At 44.0% G+C, this 15,784-nt stretch carries 15 protein-coding genes, 1 tRNA gene and 1 pseudogene; 6 read left to right on the top strand and 11 right to left on the bottom strand.

What is annotated here, in order from left to right:
• The first annotated feature begins 136 nt into the window (after positions 1 to 136).
• The 4 genes and pseudogenes from ACUM5Y_RS11300 (at position 137) to ACUM5Y_RS11285 (ending at position 2,303) form a co-directional block, all read left to right on the top strand.
• Complete coding sequence (locus ACUM5Y_RS11300) at positions 137 to 1,486, top strand: CobW family GTP-binding protein (RefSeq protein WP_445976979.1); 1,350 nt, start codon at positions 137 to 139, stop codon at positions 1,484 to 1,486.
• A gap of 96 nt (positions 1,487 to 1,582) precedes the next feature.
• Positions 1,583 to 2,038: a hypothetical protein gene (locus ACUM5Y_RS11295; protein ID WP_445976978.1), complete on the top strand. Its 456-nt coding sequence runs from the start codon at positions 1,583 to 1,585 to the stop codon at positions 2,036 to 2,038.
• Positions 2,032 to 2,130 (top strand): annotated as a pseudogene (locus ACUM5Y_RS11290) (DUF1289 domain-containing protein); the annotation flags it as partial. The gene ACUM5Y_RS11295 and the pseudogene ACUM5Y_RS11290, both read left to right, overlap by 7 nt.
• Positions 2,131 to 2,132: 2 nt before the next feature.
• The gene (locus ACUM5Y_RS11285) at positions 2,133 to 2,303 is read left to right on the top strand and encodes a hypothetical protein (RefSeq protein WP_445977271.1); all 171 of its coding nucleotides are present in this window, start codon (positions 2,133 to 2,135) and stop codon (positions 2,301 to 2,303) included.
• Between the two features lie 133 nt (positions 2,304 to 2,436).
• Here the strand turns inward: ACUM5Y_RS11285 and ACUM5Y_RS11280 are convergent, their stop codons facing one another.
• The 6 genes from ACUM5Y_RS11280 to ACUM5Y_RS11255 all read right to left on the bottom strand — a co-directional run bounded on the left by ACUM5Y_RS11280 (position 2,437) and on the right by ACUM5Y_RS11255 (position 7,985).
• Positions 2,437 to 3,030: a DUF6988 family protein gene (locus tag ACUM5Y_RS11280; protein WP_445976977.1), complete on the bottom strand. Its 594-nt coding sequence runs from the start codon at positions 3,028 to 3,030 to the stop codon at positions 2,437 to 2,439.
• Between the two features lie 223 nt (positions 3,031 to 3,253).
• Entirely contained in the window at positions 3,254 to 3,985 is a 732-nt protein-coding gene (locus ACUM5Y_RS11275) for an LEM-3-like GIY-YIG domain-containing protein (protein WP_445976976.1), read from the bottom strand.
• Positions 3,986 to 4,058: 73 nt separating this feature from the next.
• Positions 4,059 to 4,268, bottom strand: coding sequence for a hypothetical protein (locus ACUM5Y_RS11270; RefSeq protein WP_445976975.1), 210 nt, complete (start codon positions 4,266 to 4,268; stop codon positions 4,059 to 4,061).
• A 209-nt stretch (positions 4,269 to 4,477) separates the two neighbouring features.
• Positions 4,478 to 6,406 carry a molecular chaperone HtpG gene (htpG, locus tag ACUM5Y_RS11265; RefSeq protein ID WP_445976974.1) on the bottom strand — a complete coding sequence of 643 codons (1,929 nt, stop codon included), beginning with the start codon at positions 6,404 to 6,406 and terminating at the stop codon, positions 4,478 to 4,480.
• A gap of 147 nt (positions 6,407 to 6,553) precedes the next feature.
• Positions 6,554 to 7,264, bottom strand: a complete 711-nt coding sequence (locus tag ACUM5Y_RS11260; RefSeq protein ID WP_445976973.1) for an O-methyltransferase — start codon at positions 7,262 to 7,264, stop codon at positions 6,554 to 6,556.
• On the bottom strand, positions 7,254 to 7,985 hold the full coding sequence (locus tag ACUM5Y_RS11255; RefSeq protein ID WP_445976972.1) for a DUF599 domain-containing protein: 732 nt from the start codon (positions 7,983 to 7,985) through the stop codon (positions 7,254 to 7,256). Before ACUM5Y_RS11255 ends, ACUM5Y_RS11260 begins: the two co-directional genes overlap by 11 nt.
• Before the next feature lie 182 nt (positions 7,986 to 8,167).
• Between ACUM5Y_RS11255 and ACUM5Y_RS11250 the strand changes: the two genes are divergently transcribed.
• A tRNA-Leu gene (locus ACUM5Y_RS11250) sits at positions 8,168 to 8,252 on the top strand.
• 155 nt (positions 8,253 to 8,407) lie between these two features.
• Here the strand turns inward: ACUM5Y_RS11250 and pyrC are convergent.
• The 4 genes from pyrC to sbcB form a co-directional block, all read right to left on the bottom strand.
• On the bottom strand, positions 8,408 to 9,442 hold the full coding sequence (gene pyrC / locus ACUM5Y_RS11245) for a dihydroorotase (RefSeq protein WP_445976971.1): 1,035 nt from the start codon (positions 9,440 to 9,442) through the stop codon (positions 8,408 to 8,410).
• 98 nt (positions 9,443 to 9,540) lie between these two features.
• The gene (locus ACUM5Y_RS11240) at positions 9,541 to 11,397 is read right to left on the bottom strand and encodes a DEAD/DEAH box helicase (protein WP_445976970.1); all 1,857 of its coding nucleotides are present in this window, start codon (positions 11,395 to 11,397) and stop codon (positions 9,541 to 9,543) included.
• Positions 11,398 to 11,584: 187 nt separating this feature from the next.
• Positions 11,585 to 12,622 carry an AI-2E family transporter gene (locus tag ACUM5Y_RS11235; RefSeq protein ID WP_445976969.1) on the bottom strand — a complete coding sequence of 346 codons (1,038 nt, stop codon included), beginning with the start codon at positions 12,620 to 12,622 and terminating at the stop codon, positions 11,585 to 11,587.
• A 9-nt stretch (positions 12,623 to 12,631) separates the two neighbouring features.
• Positions 12,632 to 14,083, bottom strand: a complete 1,452-nt coding sequence (gene sbcB / locus ACUM5Y_RS11230) for an exodeoxyribonuclease I (protein WP_445976968.1) — start codon at positions 14,081 to 14,083, stop codon at positions 12,632 to 12,634.
• A gap of 79 nt (positions 14,084 to 14,162) precedes the next feature.
• Here sbcB and ACUM5Y_RS11225 point away from each other — a divergent pair, with 79 nt between their 5' ends.
• Positions 14,163 to 14,666, top strand: a complete 504-nt coding sequence (locus tag ACUM5Y_RS11225) for a YchJ family protein (protein ID WP_445976967.1) — start codon at positions 14,163 to 14,165, stop codon at positions 14,664 to 14,666.
• Between the two features lie 26 nt (positions 14,667 to 14,692).
• Here the strand turns inward: ACUM5Y_RS11225 and ACUM5Y_RS11220 are convergent, their stop codons facing one another.
• Positions 14,693 to 15,784: an HD domain-containing phosphohydrolase gene (locus tag ACUM5Y_RS11220; RefSeq protein WP_445976966.1), complete on the bottom strand. Its 1,092-nt coding sequence runs from the start codon at positions 15,782 to 15,784 to the stop codon at positions 14,693 to 14,695.

The following is a 15,784-nucleotide window of genomic DNA, read 5'->3' as shown; positions in this document are numbered from 1 at the left end:
TCGGAGTACAATTAAAATAAAGATCATCAATTCTACGAAAGATTGCTGAGAAAGGGGCTAATTTTACTTTGGTCCCAATTACAAAAAGATACGTTATAATATAACATTATCTTTTTTTATACCTCCGGAGAGCAATATGTCTAACCCCATCCCCGTTACCGTACTCACGGGTTTTCTTGGTAGTGGCAAGACCACTTTGCTAAACCGCATACTGTCTGAAGATCACGGCCTGCGCATTGCGGTCATTGAAAATGAGTTTGGTGAAATCGGCATAGATCAAGATCTGGTCATCAATGCTGACGAAGAAATATTCGAGATGAATAACGGCTGCATTTGCTGCACGGTACGTGGCGATCTTATTCGTATTTTAAATGAATTAGCAGAACGCAAAGACAAATTCGATCGCGTCATTCTAGAAACTACTGGCATGGCAGATCCTGGCCCTGTGGCACAAACCTTTTTTGTTGACCCTTCCATCAGCGAACAATATGAACTGGATGGCATCATCACTCTAGTAGACGCCAAGCACGTCAGCACTCACCTTGACGAAAGTACCGACGAGGTCATGGCACAAGTGGCCTTCGCTGATCGCATCATATTAAACAAAGCGGATTTGGTCACAGAAGATGACATGCTTAGCCTGAAAAAGCGCCTAAAAGGCATGAACCAAATGGCAGGCTTCTATTCTGCAACCATGGCCGATGCACCGATTGCCGAATTACTGGACATTGGTGGATTCAACATTCAACGCGCCATGGACATGAAACCCAATTTCCTAGAGCCGGAATACCCATTTGAATGGGGTGGAATATGGCAACTGCCTGCTGGTAAATACCGCTTTAAGATGGCCAACGGCCCAGATCCAGACATGGCATTTTTGATCTCTGACGTTAAACATACAGCTGAAACGACTGTATTGGATTTAGCAGAAACCGTCTTTGTGGAATTCTCCAAATCTGGCGAGCCTATTTCGCATGGGCAAACACTAAGCGAAAGGAATCACTGCTACCGCCTACAGCTTGAAGGCCAAGATCACTATGAATTTCAATTAGAACTGGCCACGGCTCAAGACATCGCCGTGTTCTCTCAACACACGCCAGAAGAGTTTGAGTTAGCGCTTTTAGACAGAGACAACGCCGAGCACCTCCCTGTTGCAGAACACTATTTTAATGCCGAGCATGAACATAACGACGCGGTTTCCTCGATTTCTATCGAGTTAGCAGGCAGATTTGACGGTGACATCCTCAATGCTTGGATGGGGATGTTTCTGCAAGAAAAAGGCGTCGATGTGTATCGTATGAAAGGCGTACTTGCTATTCATGACGAAGAACATCGAATTGTCTATCAAGGCGTTCACATGCTATTTGGCGGACAACTTGGAAAACCCTGGGGAGATGAAACACCCACCAACCGCATGATCTTTATTGGCAAAAACCTTGATGAAGACTACATACGCGGCTCATTGGAAAGATGTTTGTATAAATAACATTTACACCCTTAGTAATATAAAATAGAGCATTGGGTGGAAGTAAAATCACTCAATGCTCTCTCCACCTCAAATGACCAAGACAACTTCAATTCTATGAAAGATATAAAAAATGTTTTCCGTAATCTCGAAAAACTATTAAGAGACGCCAGCTGGTTTGACGATGACTGGGAAATATACAACCGTGGCCCATACTTACAACTCTACAAATCAAATTGGCACAACCACAACCAAGGTGGCGTTCATTTCGAAACCTTCATTGAAGCACCACAAATCAAACAAAAGTCGTTTCCTATCTGCATGCACGCCGAAGAAGACTGCCCTTCACAACCAGAGTTTATTGAAAAATTTCTTGAATTAGAAAGCGGCCGTATAAAAAGCTGGAAAGGCTATCAAACCATCGGCAAGGGCTATCACATCTGCGAACGCACCATGCCACTTAACTTCAAAAACCTAGAACAACGTATCTTTGAAGAACTGAACCGACTACGCCAACTGTCAGACAGCATTGAACAAACACTTAACGATGTGAAAGGTGAACCAGAATGGTAAAGCGCCAGAAAAGTCCCTGCATCGACCTTTGTGATTTCTCTGGGCCCAAAGGCTGGTGCTTAGGTTGCGCTCGTACTCGTCCCGAGTGCAACCAATGGCAAAAAATGAAACCTTACGACAAAAACAAAATAGAAAAGGAACTGCAAAAACGCATGAACCAAATCAAAAAACAACAGGGAATTTTGGGGACAGAGTAACATTAAAACTCAGTATCTGGCTTTTTCCTTCCTCGATTCATCTGAGCTTGTCTATGGCCTATCAATAAAGCTTTCAACAAAAAAATGCTATCGCTCCCAGAAGAACGACTAGGAAAGGGCCTAATTTAAGTCTGACCTCAATTATCAATGTTGGAACGCAGTGACTAAAGCCAAACAGAATTTTCCATATTAAATTTCTTGTTATGGTGATTCTTCAATGTATTCAAAATACGTCGCAGAAAGATTTTTCGACAACTCTGGCCGCTCTATAATTTGACATAAATCTAGAATTGCTAACAACGATAACTTATTGGATTCAGTTAGTGCCCAAGACAAGTGCTCTGAAAGGTTGCGCCCTGATATTTCATCACCTGCAGTACGAGATGCTACTTGAAAAAATCCTCCATGAGTGTAGTCATTCATAGCTTTCCATTTACCAGCCTTATATCGCTTCAACGCACCATGCTGATAGCCTTCTGTTTTTTCAACATCTTCAATAAGAGAGCTTACAACTAAATCCAAATTTTTATTTGCAACAAACTTCTCAATATTTGAATCACTTGCACACCGAAGAAACCAAATCCCTCTTAATAGAGCTTCAAACTGGCAACGAAGAAGTGCGAATAAAGAGCCTAGCAAATTACATTTTGCTAAATTAATAATTGATTGATGATGCTCTAGACTCAAATGCAATAATCCCATCGCAATTCTATTCCTTGCATTTGATTTAAAATCTACGCCATCAAGCTCAACTTGATAGCATTTAGACCAATTTTCAGCAGCAGAAATCTTCACATATCACCATAACGCCTTATTCAGAGGCAATAAAATAGCTGGTTAAAGTTAGCGAGGAGCGAGCAAAAACCAGCTATTTTTTGCTCTGCTGAAACGATTTGTTACCTTCGTTTTGGATGCTTCTCATGAATATTCGGGGCGAAGTATAATTAAAAGAAAGATTATCACTTCTAGCTAATATTGCTAAGAAAGAGCTTAGTTTAACTCTGTCCCCAATTATCCATTACCAAGTGTACTTTATGGGATTAGATGCGCCTCTCTTGCGAAATTCATCTGGTGTGCGCTTACCTTTATATAGCTTTTGTAGTTCCAGTTGGGCTTCGTGTCCGACAAACCCATAGCGACCTTCAACACCCTCTTTTCCTGGGAAATTCTCAGGTATAGCTTCTAGCCACTCTTTTGCCACAAAAACCCCCACAATCAAACCCTGCACTGTAGCCAAAACAACTTCTGCTTGACTTGCCTTTTGTTTGCTCAAACGCCAAGCATAGCGAGTCGCTTCATAAAGTGAACTTTCTAAAGCACTACGGTTAACACTGATAAGCAAAGCCTTGTGTTGGAATCTAGCAGTTTCTGCCGAATACCTCTTTATAATCTCGGAGGAATGCATGGCCCCAAAATCACTATTTCCATGTCCGTCCACAATATTGGTTATACCTGGGTATGCATCTATCAAAGCCGCCTCCACTTCAAAAGCCGATTTTTCGCTCAAACCATGCCTATGAATAACATGGGCGACATCAAATCCTGCTAGGTTTATTGACCGGATTCTAGTAATTTTTTCAGACAATGAATCTCTCTCAAAATCTCCGCAAGCATGAGCAAACACACGATTCCCTTTACCTTTCCCTATATAAAAAGTTTCCCCATTTCTTGGGTCAATTAACCTATAAACATAATACTGAAGTTGCTCTGCCACTTCTGGTGGGAATGAATCAATCTGTAGGTTAGGCATGGATTCTCCTTGATGGAATAATTGAGGTCAGAATTAGTATACTTACATTTCCCTGCTTACCTTTCCAAAAGAACTAAAGATTAATTCTATTAATCTTCAGCGCTTCTTTCTCTACCTTTACCATGTTGGCTAGCACTTCCTGCAATTCGTCCATATTGCTGTACTGGGTCGTTGGGTCGTACTCACCTTGAAAGTAGTAGCCGGCTTCATTAAACACTTGGCCAAGCTGAAATTTGTCACCCTTTTCACCACGCCCGCAAATTATGTAAACATTAAGCTCCATGTACCCTCCAACAAACAACACAATTAATAAGAATCATTATTATACATAGTAAAGGTTCGTGAGGAACCATTTCTATACTGCTATGCAGAAGGGACACCAAGGAGTGCTAGGCAGGGAGTGAAATTTAACCCTGACCCGAAAAGAAGAAAGCCCCATACTCATGTGAGTATGGGGCTTTCGTGTTTGTTCGCTAGCGCGTAACGTTTGTGTTACTTGCTAAGTTGAACGATTAACTTGTTCATGCGGCTAACGAAGGTTGCTGGGTCTTCAAGCTGTCCGCCTTCAGACAAGGTCGCTTGTTCGAACAACAACCATGCCATGTCAGAGAAACGCTCTTCGTCGGTTTCAGCGTCCATTTTCGCCACGATTGGGTGATCAGGGTTCACTTCCAATGTTGGCTTAGACTCTGGCAAGCTTTGTCCAGCCTGCTCTAGCAAACGACGCATTTGCAGACCCATGTCATACTCACCTACAACTAGGCAAGCTGGAGAGTTCGTTAGACGGTCTGTGGTGTTAACACCCGTTACTTTCTCTTCCAACACAGTTTTCATGCGATCTAGTAGAGGTTTAAGCTGTTCAGCTTTCTCTTCTTTCTCTTTCTTCGCTTCTTCGTTTTCTTCTTCTGCAAGGTCTAGTTTGCCTTTAGTAACGTCTTGGAAAGACTTACCATCAAACTCTTGTAGAGAAGACATCATCCACTCATCAATACGATCGCTTAGCAACAAGACTTCGAAACCTTTCTTACGCAAGATTTCTAGGTGCGGGCTGTTTTTCGCCGTGTTGTGGTTTTCAGCGTAGATGTAGTAGATCTTATCCTGACCTTCAGCCATACGAGACACGTAGTCTGCCAAAGATACCGTTTGCTCAACTTTATCTGTATGAGTAGTACTAAAGCGCAACAAAGCAGAGATCTTATCTTTGTTACCCATGTCATCAGCAGGGCCTTCTTTCAGAACGCTACCGAATTCATCCCAGAAAGACTGGTAAGCTTCAGCATCGTTTTTCGCCATTTTAGACAACATGTCCAATACACGTTTAGTCAAAGCGGCGCGCATAGAGTCAACAGCACTGTCGTTCTGAAGAATCTCACGAGATACGTTCAAAGACAGGTCATTAGAATCCACCACACCTTTCACAAAACGCATGTAAGGAGGCAAGAAAGCTTCCGCTTCATCCATGATGAAGACACGTTGTACGTAAAGCTTAAGGCCACGTTGCATTTCACGATTCCACAAATCGTGTGGCGCTTTCGAAGGAATGTACAACAAGCTAGTGTACTCAAGTTTGCCTTCTACCTTGTTATGAGACCATTTTAATGGCGCTTGGTAGTCGTGAGAAACGTGCTTGTAAAACTCTTGGTATTCTTCGTCCGTTACTTCGTTACGTGGACGAGTCCATAAAGCTTTTGCAGAGTTAACCGCTTCGAACTCTGGTGCTTTTGTTTCATCAACTGGCTTAGGGTTACCTTCTTCATCCATCTCAGGGTAAACAACTTTTTCCATTTCAACCGGAATGGAAAGGTGATCTGAGTATTTGGTTACCAAAGAGCGTAGACGGTAGTTGTCGGCGAAGTCTGCTTCATCAGACTTCAAGTGTAAGGTAATGCGAGTACCGCGAGTGGCTTTTTCAATCGTCTCGATGGTAAATTCACCAGAACCGTCAGATACCCAACGAACCGCTTCATCCCCTGCTGCGCCAGCACGACGAGTTTCCACAGAAACTGTGTCAGCCACAATAAAAGCAGAGTAAAAACCAACACCGAATTGACCGATTAGTTGGCTGTCTTTTTTCTGGTCGCCACTTAGCTGTTCAAGGAAGGCTGAAGTACCAGACTTAGCAATGGTACCTAGGTTAGTGATGGCCTCTTCACGGCTCATACCAATACCGTTGTCATCGATGATGACGGTGTTGGCTTCTTTATCAAATTCAACACGCACTCGTAGATTCGGATCGTCAGACAACAAATCAGAGTTAGCGACGGACTCAAAGCGAAGCTTGTCTACTGCATCGGAGGCATTAGAGATAAGCTCTCTTAGAAAGATTTCTTTGTTGGAATACAAAGAATGGATCATCAAATGAAGCAGTTGCTTTACTTCCGTTTGAAACCCTAACGTTTCTTTTTGAGTATCAGTTGCCATGTTTTTGCTTTCTCCTAATTTGAATGAACCTTTGTATAAAACAAAGGGGTACTAAACACATGCAACATAGATAAAGCCTCTTGTTGTAATTTCAAGAGGCTAATACCTAATAAATTTAGGGTTATTTAAAACAAGGCAGGAGATAGCTTAGGAAGAGTAGGATTTACGTACTAGAGTCAGGCCATCGCCAATGGGGATTAACGAAAGCGTCACCTCTTGGTCTTGGTGAATCGTTTCATTCAGCTCTCGAACAATGCGGGTGTCTTTATCATCGAAAGATTCATCGGCCACATTCCCCCACCATAAGGTGTTGTCGATGACCATACAGCCGCCCTCTCGCAGCAATTGCTTACCCAGCTGATAATAGGCCAGTAGGTTTTGTTTATCCGCATCAATAAAAATAAAATCAAAGCTATTTGATTCAGCATCGAGCATGGCTTCTAAAACAGGCAAAGCCTTATCACAATGGGTTTCTACCTGATCAGCAACCCCAGCTTCTTGCAGATAGCGCTTGGCGATATCGAGCCACATTTGCTTTTTCTCTATAGCCACCAGCTTGGCATCTTTAGGCATGGCCAACGCCATAGACAAGGTGCTGTAGCCGGTAAAAACTCCAACCTCAAGCAACTTTTTAGCCCCTTGAAGTTGTATAAGGAAGGCTAACAACTGGCCCACTTCTGGCGACAGTTGCATTCTAGCCATATGATATTGAGCGGTCTCTCGGCGCAATGCCGTTAAAATGTCTGCCTCACGTACCGAGTTATTAATCAGGTAATCGTACATACGGTCATCGACTTTAATGGTGCGATTGACCGGTTTGTTTTCATCAGATACAGCTTTAGGAAAATTAGGAAGCATGAGATTTTATAACCAGACCTCGGCTAAGGGTTTTAAATGTTTTTGATCTAAATTCACGGCGATAAAGCACTGCGACAACAGTTACGCTTGCCGCCATACAGAAATACGGTCCCAAAAACCAACCACAAAAGGCCATGGCAAAATAATAGGCACGTAAACCATAGTTGAACTGATTCGCCGCTAGGCTACAAATCTGCGCCATATGGTTGGCATACAGCTCTCGCTCACTCTCTTCCACACCACGTTCGGTGGCCAAGGGGGCACTGCCAACGAGAACTGAACAAAAGTTGTATTGTCTGACCGACCAAGTGAAGGTGAAAAACGCGTAGGAGAAGATCACTACTAAGACGATGATTTTCAGCTCCCATTCTTGGGGACTAATGGGCGCCATTAAATAAAAATCTGAAATGATGCCAAGAGCTTTTTCGGAATAATTAAACGCCGTAAACAATCCCGCAATAATCAGCAAGCTACTGGAAGCGAAGAAAAGGCTACTACGCTCTAAGTTAGCCATCACCGATGCATCAGCAATTCGGTTATCGCGTCTTAGTAACCGAGACATCCAAGCCAAACGAAATTGGTGCAATACACTCACCAAGCATGACTTTCTTTTTGCGTTATATTGGGCATAAATGGCATAGCCCCACCAACAAGCAAAAAAGACAAATAAGGTTGCCAAATCCACGGGGTTTATTAACAAAAAGAACGAGTGATTAGCCATGATTTACTCAATTTTTAAGCGATCATTAAGGAAAACTAATTAGAGCATTTTTCTGGTTTTTTGTCCTTGCTTTAAGGCTAAAAAAATCACCATGGCATCATCAAAAAATAAGCGTATTTTTTAAAATAAAAGCTTGCATCAGCGCAATAAATCCGTAATATCACTCGCCGTCAACACGACATGCGGATGTGGTGGAATTGGTAGACACGCTGGATTTAGGTTCCAGTGCTTCACGGCGTGAGAGTTCGAGTCTCTCCATCCGCACCATTTAAATCTCCCCCCTATTTTTCTGTTCTAGTTTCTGTATTACCCCCCCACAAATTTAACTGCTTATTTTTTACTCTAAAACGCTTTCCGTTTTTTCGGCACAAAAAAAACCGAACCCATGGCTGAATTCGGTTTCTGTTTAGCACACTTAAAAATTACTTTTTAAGCGACCAAGATACGGTTTTGCCTGCGTAGAAAGGCACAATATTATGGCCACCTTTGAGTTCAATATTGCTCGGCACTACCCATTCTTTGCGCTCTAGGGTGACCTTTTCGGTATTACGCGGCAAGCCATAGAAGTCTGCGCCATAATGGCTAGCAAAACCTTCCAGCTTGTCCAGCGCATCTAGCTCATCAAACACTTGTGTGTATAGCTCTAGGGCAGACCACGCACTGTAGCAACCCGCACAACCACAATCCGATTCTTTACGGTCTTTAGTATGCGGCGCAGAGTCTGTTCCCAAGAAGAATCTTGGCGAGCCTGATTTCACCACAGCACGCAAAGCCTCTTGGTGGGTGCTGCGTTTTAGCACTGGCAAACAATAGTTGTGTGGGCGCATACCACCATCCAACATATCGTTACGGTTCAGCATTAGGTGTTGAGGTGTAATGGTCGCCGCCACCCCTTCACGCGCCCCGAGCACAAAGTCTGCGGCATCTTTGGTGGTAATGTGCTCAAACACGACTTTTAAATGGGGCACTTTGTTCACTATGTTGACCATGTGCTGATCGATAAACTCTTTTTCACGATCAAAAATATCCACATGCTTTTGCGTTACTTCACCGTGAATCAGCAACAACATGCCATGATCCGCTAACGCCTCAAACACTGGATAAAGACTTTCTAAGGAACTCACCCCTGAATCAGAGTTAGTGGTTGCGCCAGCTGGATACATTTTGGCCGCCAACACACCTGCCTGCTTCGCCGCTTTAATATCTTCCACACTGGTTTTGTCGGTTAGGTAGATTGTCATTACCGGCTCAAAATCACTGCCTTCAGGACGCGCCGCTAAAATACGGGACTTGTATTCCAACGCCAATTCCGCCGTGGTCACAGGAGGCACCAAGTTCGGCATGACGACAGCGCGACCAAAACAACGCGCGGTAGCTGGCACTGTCTCTAGCAACATATCTTGATCACGAAAATGTAAATGCCAGTCATCCGGCTTAGTGATTGTTATTTCATTCATTACTGCCCCACCTTTCACTATAAAAAGTCATTACAAAATTCAGAATAAATTTTAAATCAAAAAAAACCGCAATAAAGCGGTTTTTTATAAACTAACAATTAGCTGTCTTTACGTGGCGCTCTTGGGCGACGCTCACGGCTATCACGGTCACGTCCGCCGTTAGACGGGCGACGGTCACGTCCACCAGGACGACGATCACCAGAAGGACGTTTACGAGAAGGCGCAGCAGCACGTTTATTCATTTCGTCTGCATTTTCCAACACAGCGATTTCAGAACGCTGACCACAAATACGTGTTTTGCCTAGTTTACCAATCGCATCAGCGGTTAGGTTTGAAGGCAAATCTACCGTAGCGAAATCTTCATAGATCTCGATGTGACCAATGTAACGGCTTTCGATGTCCGCTTCATTGGCAATCGCACCTACGATATTGCCAGGCTTAACACCGTTGCTGTAACCCACTTGCACAACGTAACGAGTCATGCTCATGTTTGGATCATCTTTTAATGGCATGGCATCAGCTGTCACAGGACGCTGTTTACGCTGCTGGCGTTCACCACGATCAGGACGGTCGCCACGAGAAGGACGATCATCACGGTCACGACGCTCGCGACGTTCTTGACGAACTTCCATCTCAGACAATAGCAATGGGGTTTTACCCTGTGCCATGTGCGCTAGAGCGGCAGCCATTTTTAATGGATCAACATCGTTGTCTTTATGGTAGCTCTGCGCCAACTCAAGGAAGAAATCCAAGTTTTCGTTATCAAGCGTATCAGTAATGCGCTGTTTGAAACGAGAAACACGTTGCTCATTGATATCAGAAGCTGTTGGTAGCTCCATGCGCTCAATCGGCTGACGTGTAGCACGCTCAATGGCTTGCAACATGCGACGCTCACGGTGTGCAACAAACAAGATTGCAGTACCAGAACGACCCGCACGACCAGTACGACCGATACGGTGAACGTAAGACTCTGTGTCATACGGAATGTCGTAGTTTACAACGTGACTTACACGCTCAACATCCAAACCACGTGCAACAACATCGGTCGCTACCAAGATGTCAATTTGACCTTTCTTGATGCGATCAACCGTACGCTCACGTAAATTTTGGCTAATGTCGCCGTTTAGGGCTTCACAAGCATGACCACGGGCCGTTAGCTTCTCAGCCAATTCAACCGTTGCCGCTTTGGTACGAACAAAGATGATCATGCCATCGTGTTCGCTCATTTCAAGAATACGAGTTAGCGCGTCTAGCTTGTGCAGACCGCTTACTTGCCAGTATTTTTGAGAAATAGTGGTTGCCGTAGAAGTTTTCGTAACGATTTTAACTTCTTTAGGATTATTCAGGTGGCGATTAGCCACTTGGCGAATAATAGAAGGCATAGTTGCTGAGAACAAAGCGATTTGACGTTCAGCAGGAGTATGCTCAAGAATCCATTCAACATCATCAATGAAGCCCATGCGTAGCATTTCGTCTGCTTCATCAAGAACCAGTGCTTTAAGGCCATCTAGTTTTAGGGTTTTACGACGAATGTGGTCCATAACACGACCAGGCGTACCCACAACAACTTGAACACCGCGGCGCAATTGGCGCAATTGGGTGTCATAAGACATGCCGCCATAAATTGGCAGAACGTGGAAATCTGGAATGTTACGAGCATAACTTTGGAATGCTTCAGAAACCTGAATAGCAAGTTCACGAGTTGGAGCCAAAACAAGAAGTTGGGTTGTTCTATCTGTTGCATCGAGACGAGACAATAGCGGAAGCGCGAACGCCGCCGTTTTACCAGTACCCGTTTGCGCTTGCCCCAGAAGATCGTGACCTTCTAATAAATGTGGAATACTTTGCGCTTGGATAGCTGAAGGCTGTTCGTAACCTAGGTCGGAAACAGCTTTAAGAACAGGGGCAATTAAGCCCAACGAATCGAATGTAGGCTGAATATCAGCGTCTGACATGTAAATGTGTACCTTTTAATGGGATGGATAAGGCGCATCACCATTGATGTACCTTACAAGAAATACCGAGGATAAAACCTGAAGACGAAGTATATAACAGCCCATGCAAATAAGCTACCAAGAATGCAGGTAAAACTGTTTATTTAATAACCAAAAGTAAAACGCCACCACACAGATGATGTTTGGCTTATTTTTCTTTCTCAGCTTCCGGGTGAGAATCGATCATTATGGCCAACCATTGAGTTCGCGGATTCGCTTCCAGTGCGATTTTTACTATGATGGTCAATGGGATAGAAAGCAGCATGCCCACCGGACCAAACACCCAGCCCCATAAAATCAAAGATAAGAACACCACCAAGGTAGAAAGCCCTAATCCCCTGCCCATATAACGTGGCTCGATGACATTACCAATAATAAGATTGACGACGAAAAACCCTATGCCGGTTAAGCCAGCAGACAAGGCCCCCAGCTGAACAAATGCCAACATAATGGCGGGAACGGCTGCGATGAAGGAACCTATGTTTGGCACAAAGTTTAATAAAAACGCACAGACACCCCATAGCACAGGGAAATCCACCCCCAACAACCATAACCAAACCGTAATACACACACCGGTTAAAGCACTGACCGAGGTCTTGATAACAAGGTAACGATTCACGGACTGGATAAAAGACTGAAAGCCTTGCAAGGATTGAGATGCATCATTGAGGGCCAAAGACAGCTTTCTTGGTAACTCCACTGCTTCAAACAAAATGAACACGACGATCATCACTACCAATATCATATTGGTAAGGGCACTGCCTAAACCACGTAAGGCATTGGCGACCATCTGCATTAACACCGAAGGGTCTACATAACTTTTCACCTGATCATAGGAGATTTGCAGACCCAGTTGGTTAAGCATGGCTATCGCATTGGACATTTCAGTGGCCAAGCGAGCTCGATAGGTTGGAATCTGGCTAGAAAAGCTGTCTAAGGAAGCCCCTACCAATACCCCTAATGAACCGATGCCTATCATGATAAAGGCCACCACCAGCAGAATAGACAACCAAGTGGGCACGTGTCGACGGCGCAAACTGGCCATAACGGGGGCACAAACAATGGCAATAAAGATAGATAACATGAGTGGCACAACGATTTGCGACGCGGCTTTCAAACCGGCAATGATAATCACAAATGCGGCTACCCCAACTAACCAGTGGGTTCCTTTATGCTGCTCACTCATGCTGACACCTTATCCTATCGGGTAAATACTTTGGGCGTAATCCGCCAAGTCTTGTAACATAATTTGCTTACTTTGTGGTAAGTCCGGCGTTTGGGCTATGGCATTCAGCTCAGCAAAGTAAGCATCCATATGAATGGAGCCTCCACCATCTTTTTCAAGCAACCTTAGCTGTCGGTACTCTTCCCACTCTTCCCTTTGACTTTCGCTTAAATTCTCTGGGTAGTTTCTAGCAATATAGCGCATTAACATTTCAGGTAAACGTCGATCATCGAACGACATTTCCAATTCACCCAATAAGTTTGCAGGAGTACTACGAATGGTTTCCATACGCGCTTTGTCTTCACGACTAAAAAAGCCCCCCGCATAAAGCATAAGGTCAGGGTCTTTTAGGATAGGACGCTCTTCTTGGGTATAGACATCACTGACTTTAGCCGCAAGCCCCGAGTGTTTTTTGATGGTGCTTAAATTTTGACGACAGACATCACCATCAAGTTCTAAGCGCTTTACTACCTCTTCATCCTTTAGAAAAGTCGCCGGCGCAACCGCAGGACACTTATTGTAGTGAATGACTTTTAAAGGCAAGCGAGCCATGTCACCAAGGCTGTCTCGGCTGGCAAATACTCGCTGACGAATTTCTTCAGCACTTAGGTCAACCAAGGGCTGAGCATCCGCCATGAGATCATAAACGATCACCCCATTTTTATTGGTAGGGTGTGGAGCAATGGGTACCACAAAACCTGCATATTTCTTTGTTTGTCCAAACATGCCGCTAATGTGTAGAAAAGGCTTCATTCTGGCCACATCAATAAACTGCTGTAGCTCATGCTTTTGGCGCATTTTCATATAATACGCAAACAATTTTGGCTGCTTGGCTTTTATGAGCTTGGCAATTTCGATCGTGCCGTACACATCCGACAAGGCATCGTGGGCTTGCTCGTGGGCGATACCATTGGCTTGCGTTAATGCCTCAAGCTTCATAGACACTTGCCCGTCTTCATTTTTCGGCCAAACAATGCCTTCGGGGCGAATCGCATAGGTCATACGAACAAGATCGATAATGTCCCATCGTGAGCAGTTGTTCTGCCACTCTCTCGCATAAGGATCAATGAAATTACGGTAGAAGCCATATCTGACGACTTCATCATCAAAACGAATGGTGTTATAGCCAAGAGCACAGGTGCCAGGTTGTGATAATTCCGCCTCTATGGCTTGCATGAATTCGGCTTCACATAGGCCTTCTCGGTTTGCATCCTGTGGCGCAATACCAGTTAACAAACAAGCCTGAGGTTGCGGCAAGACATCTTCGGCGAGACGGCAGTAGAACATAATAGGCTCGCCGATAGGGTTAAAGTCCAAATCTGTACGAATACCGGCAAATTGCATGGGGCGATCACGGGCTGGGTCTACCCCGGTTGTTTCAAAATCAAACCAAAAAAATGATGTTGGAGCCACTGAGGTCACAAATAAGTCCTGTTAGCCGTTAAAGAAAAAGGTATTATACGCATCTTGGCGACTATTTGGCGATGTAAGGAGTCTTTCTATGCCAACCCCTGAGAACTGCCTATGCGGTAACGGCAGCCCTTATGAAATTTGCTGTGGCATGTACCACAATAACCCCGGCACAGCCCCTACAGCAGAAGCGCTTATGCGTTCGCGTTACTCTGCGTTTGCACTCGGGAATTTTGATTACATTGCTGCCACGCAAAAACTTGAAGATGAGCCGAATCAGACTGGCGAGGATGTTAAAGACAGCAACCAAAGTACTCAATGGATCAAACTTGAGATAAACGCCACAGAAAATGGCCTCGAAAAAGACAAAACCGGCATGGTTTCCTTTTCCGCCCATTTCAAGGAAGGCAAGCACATTGGTCGTTTAAGTGAGCGTTCATTGTTCAAAAAAGTGAAAGGACAATGGTTTTACATTTCTGGCGAACACGAAGTACAGAAGAATACGCCTCTCGTTAAAAATGCCGCCATGAATATAGGCCGAAACGATCCCTGTTTATGCGGTTCCGGCAAAAAATACAAAAAGTGCTGCGGATAGACTAGATTCGGCTGGGGAATGTTGACCTATTCCCCAGACACACTCTCTTTCAGCCGCCATTTTTCTTGTATTTCTTTAAGCTCTTCTTGGATAGAGAAAAACACCTTAACTAATGCAGGGTCAAAGTGACTACCGGAAGCTTCCTCTATATAGTTTAATGCTTCTTCAACACTCCAGCTTCGCTTATAACAACGCTCCATAGTTAAGGCATCATAGACATCTGCCATACCAACGATGCGTGCAGACAAAGGGTTTTCATCGCCTTTTAGGCCATGAGGGTAACCCGTACCATCCCATTTCTCATGATGACCCAGCGCCACCTCTGCTGCCAATTTAAATAGAGGTGAGGAACTTTTACAAAGAATACGATGACCAGTTATTGTATGGGTTCTCATTACCTCCCACTCTTCTTCACTTAATTTGTTGGGCGATTTAAGAATTGAATGTGGAATTGCCACCTTACCTGTGTCATGCATAGGCGCAGCTAATCTCAACAACTCAACCTCCTCCTCACTCCACCCAAGGGCTTTAGCAAGAGCTGCACTATAGTCAGCCATTCGCCACATATGAACACCGGTATCCGTATCATTGAAGTGGCCAATATCACCCAGCATATAAACTGCAGACTCAAGCGCTTGATCAAGTTGTTTGGTTCGCTTCTTTATTATCTTCTTATTATTCTGGTCATTCTCTGCCAGCTGAAGATGAGTCGCTACTCGAGATAAAGTTGTCATTGGTGAGATAGGTTTAGTAATAAAATCAACTGCGCCGACATCGAAGCCTTTAATTTCATGCTCCATGTCGGTTGCGGCCGTTAAAAAGATCACAGGAATATCTTTGGTTGATGCCTCACTTTTTAGATGCTCACACACTTCAAAACCACTCATCCCTGGCATCATGATATCGAGTAAAATGATATCTGGCGCACTTAAAGCAACAATTTTTAATGCGGACAAGCCATTCTTTGCCACTTGCACATGATAATGCTCAGCTAAAATATCCTTTAGTAAATCTATATTTTTAGGTACATCATCTACTATTAATACTTTCTTCTTACTAGATGAGTAACTTGAACCCTGCATGACATTGTTAACTAAATCATAACTATTTAAACTCAT

Source organism: Marinomonas dokdonensis (assembly GCF_052747885.1).
Note: the sequence above shows the minus strand (reverse complement) of the source record. Positions and strands in the feature narration are given on the sequence as shown.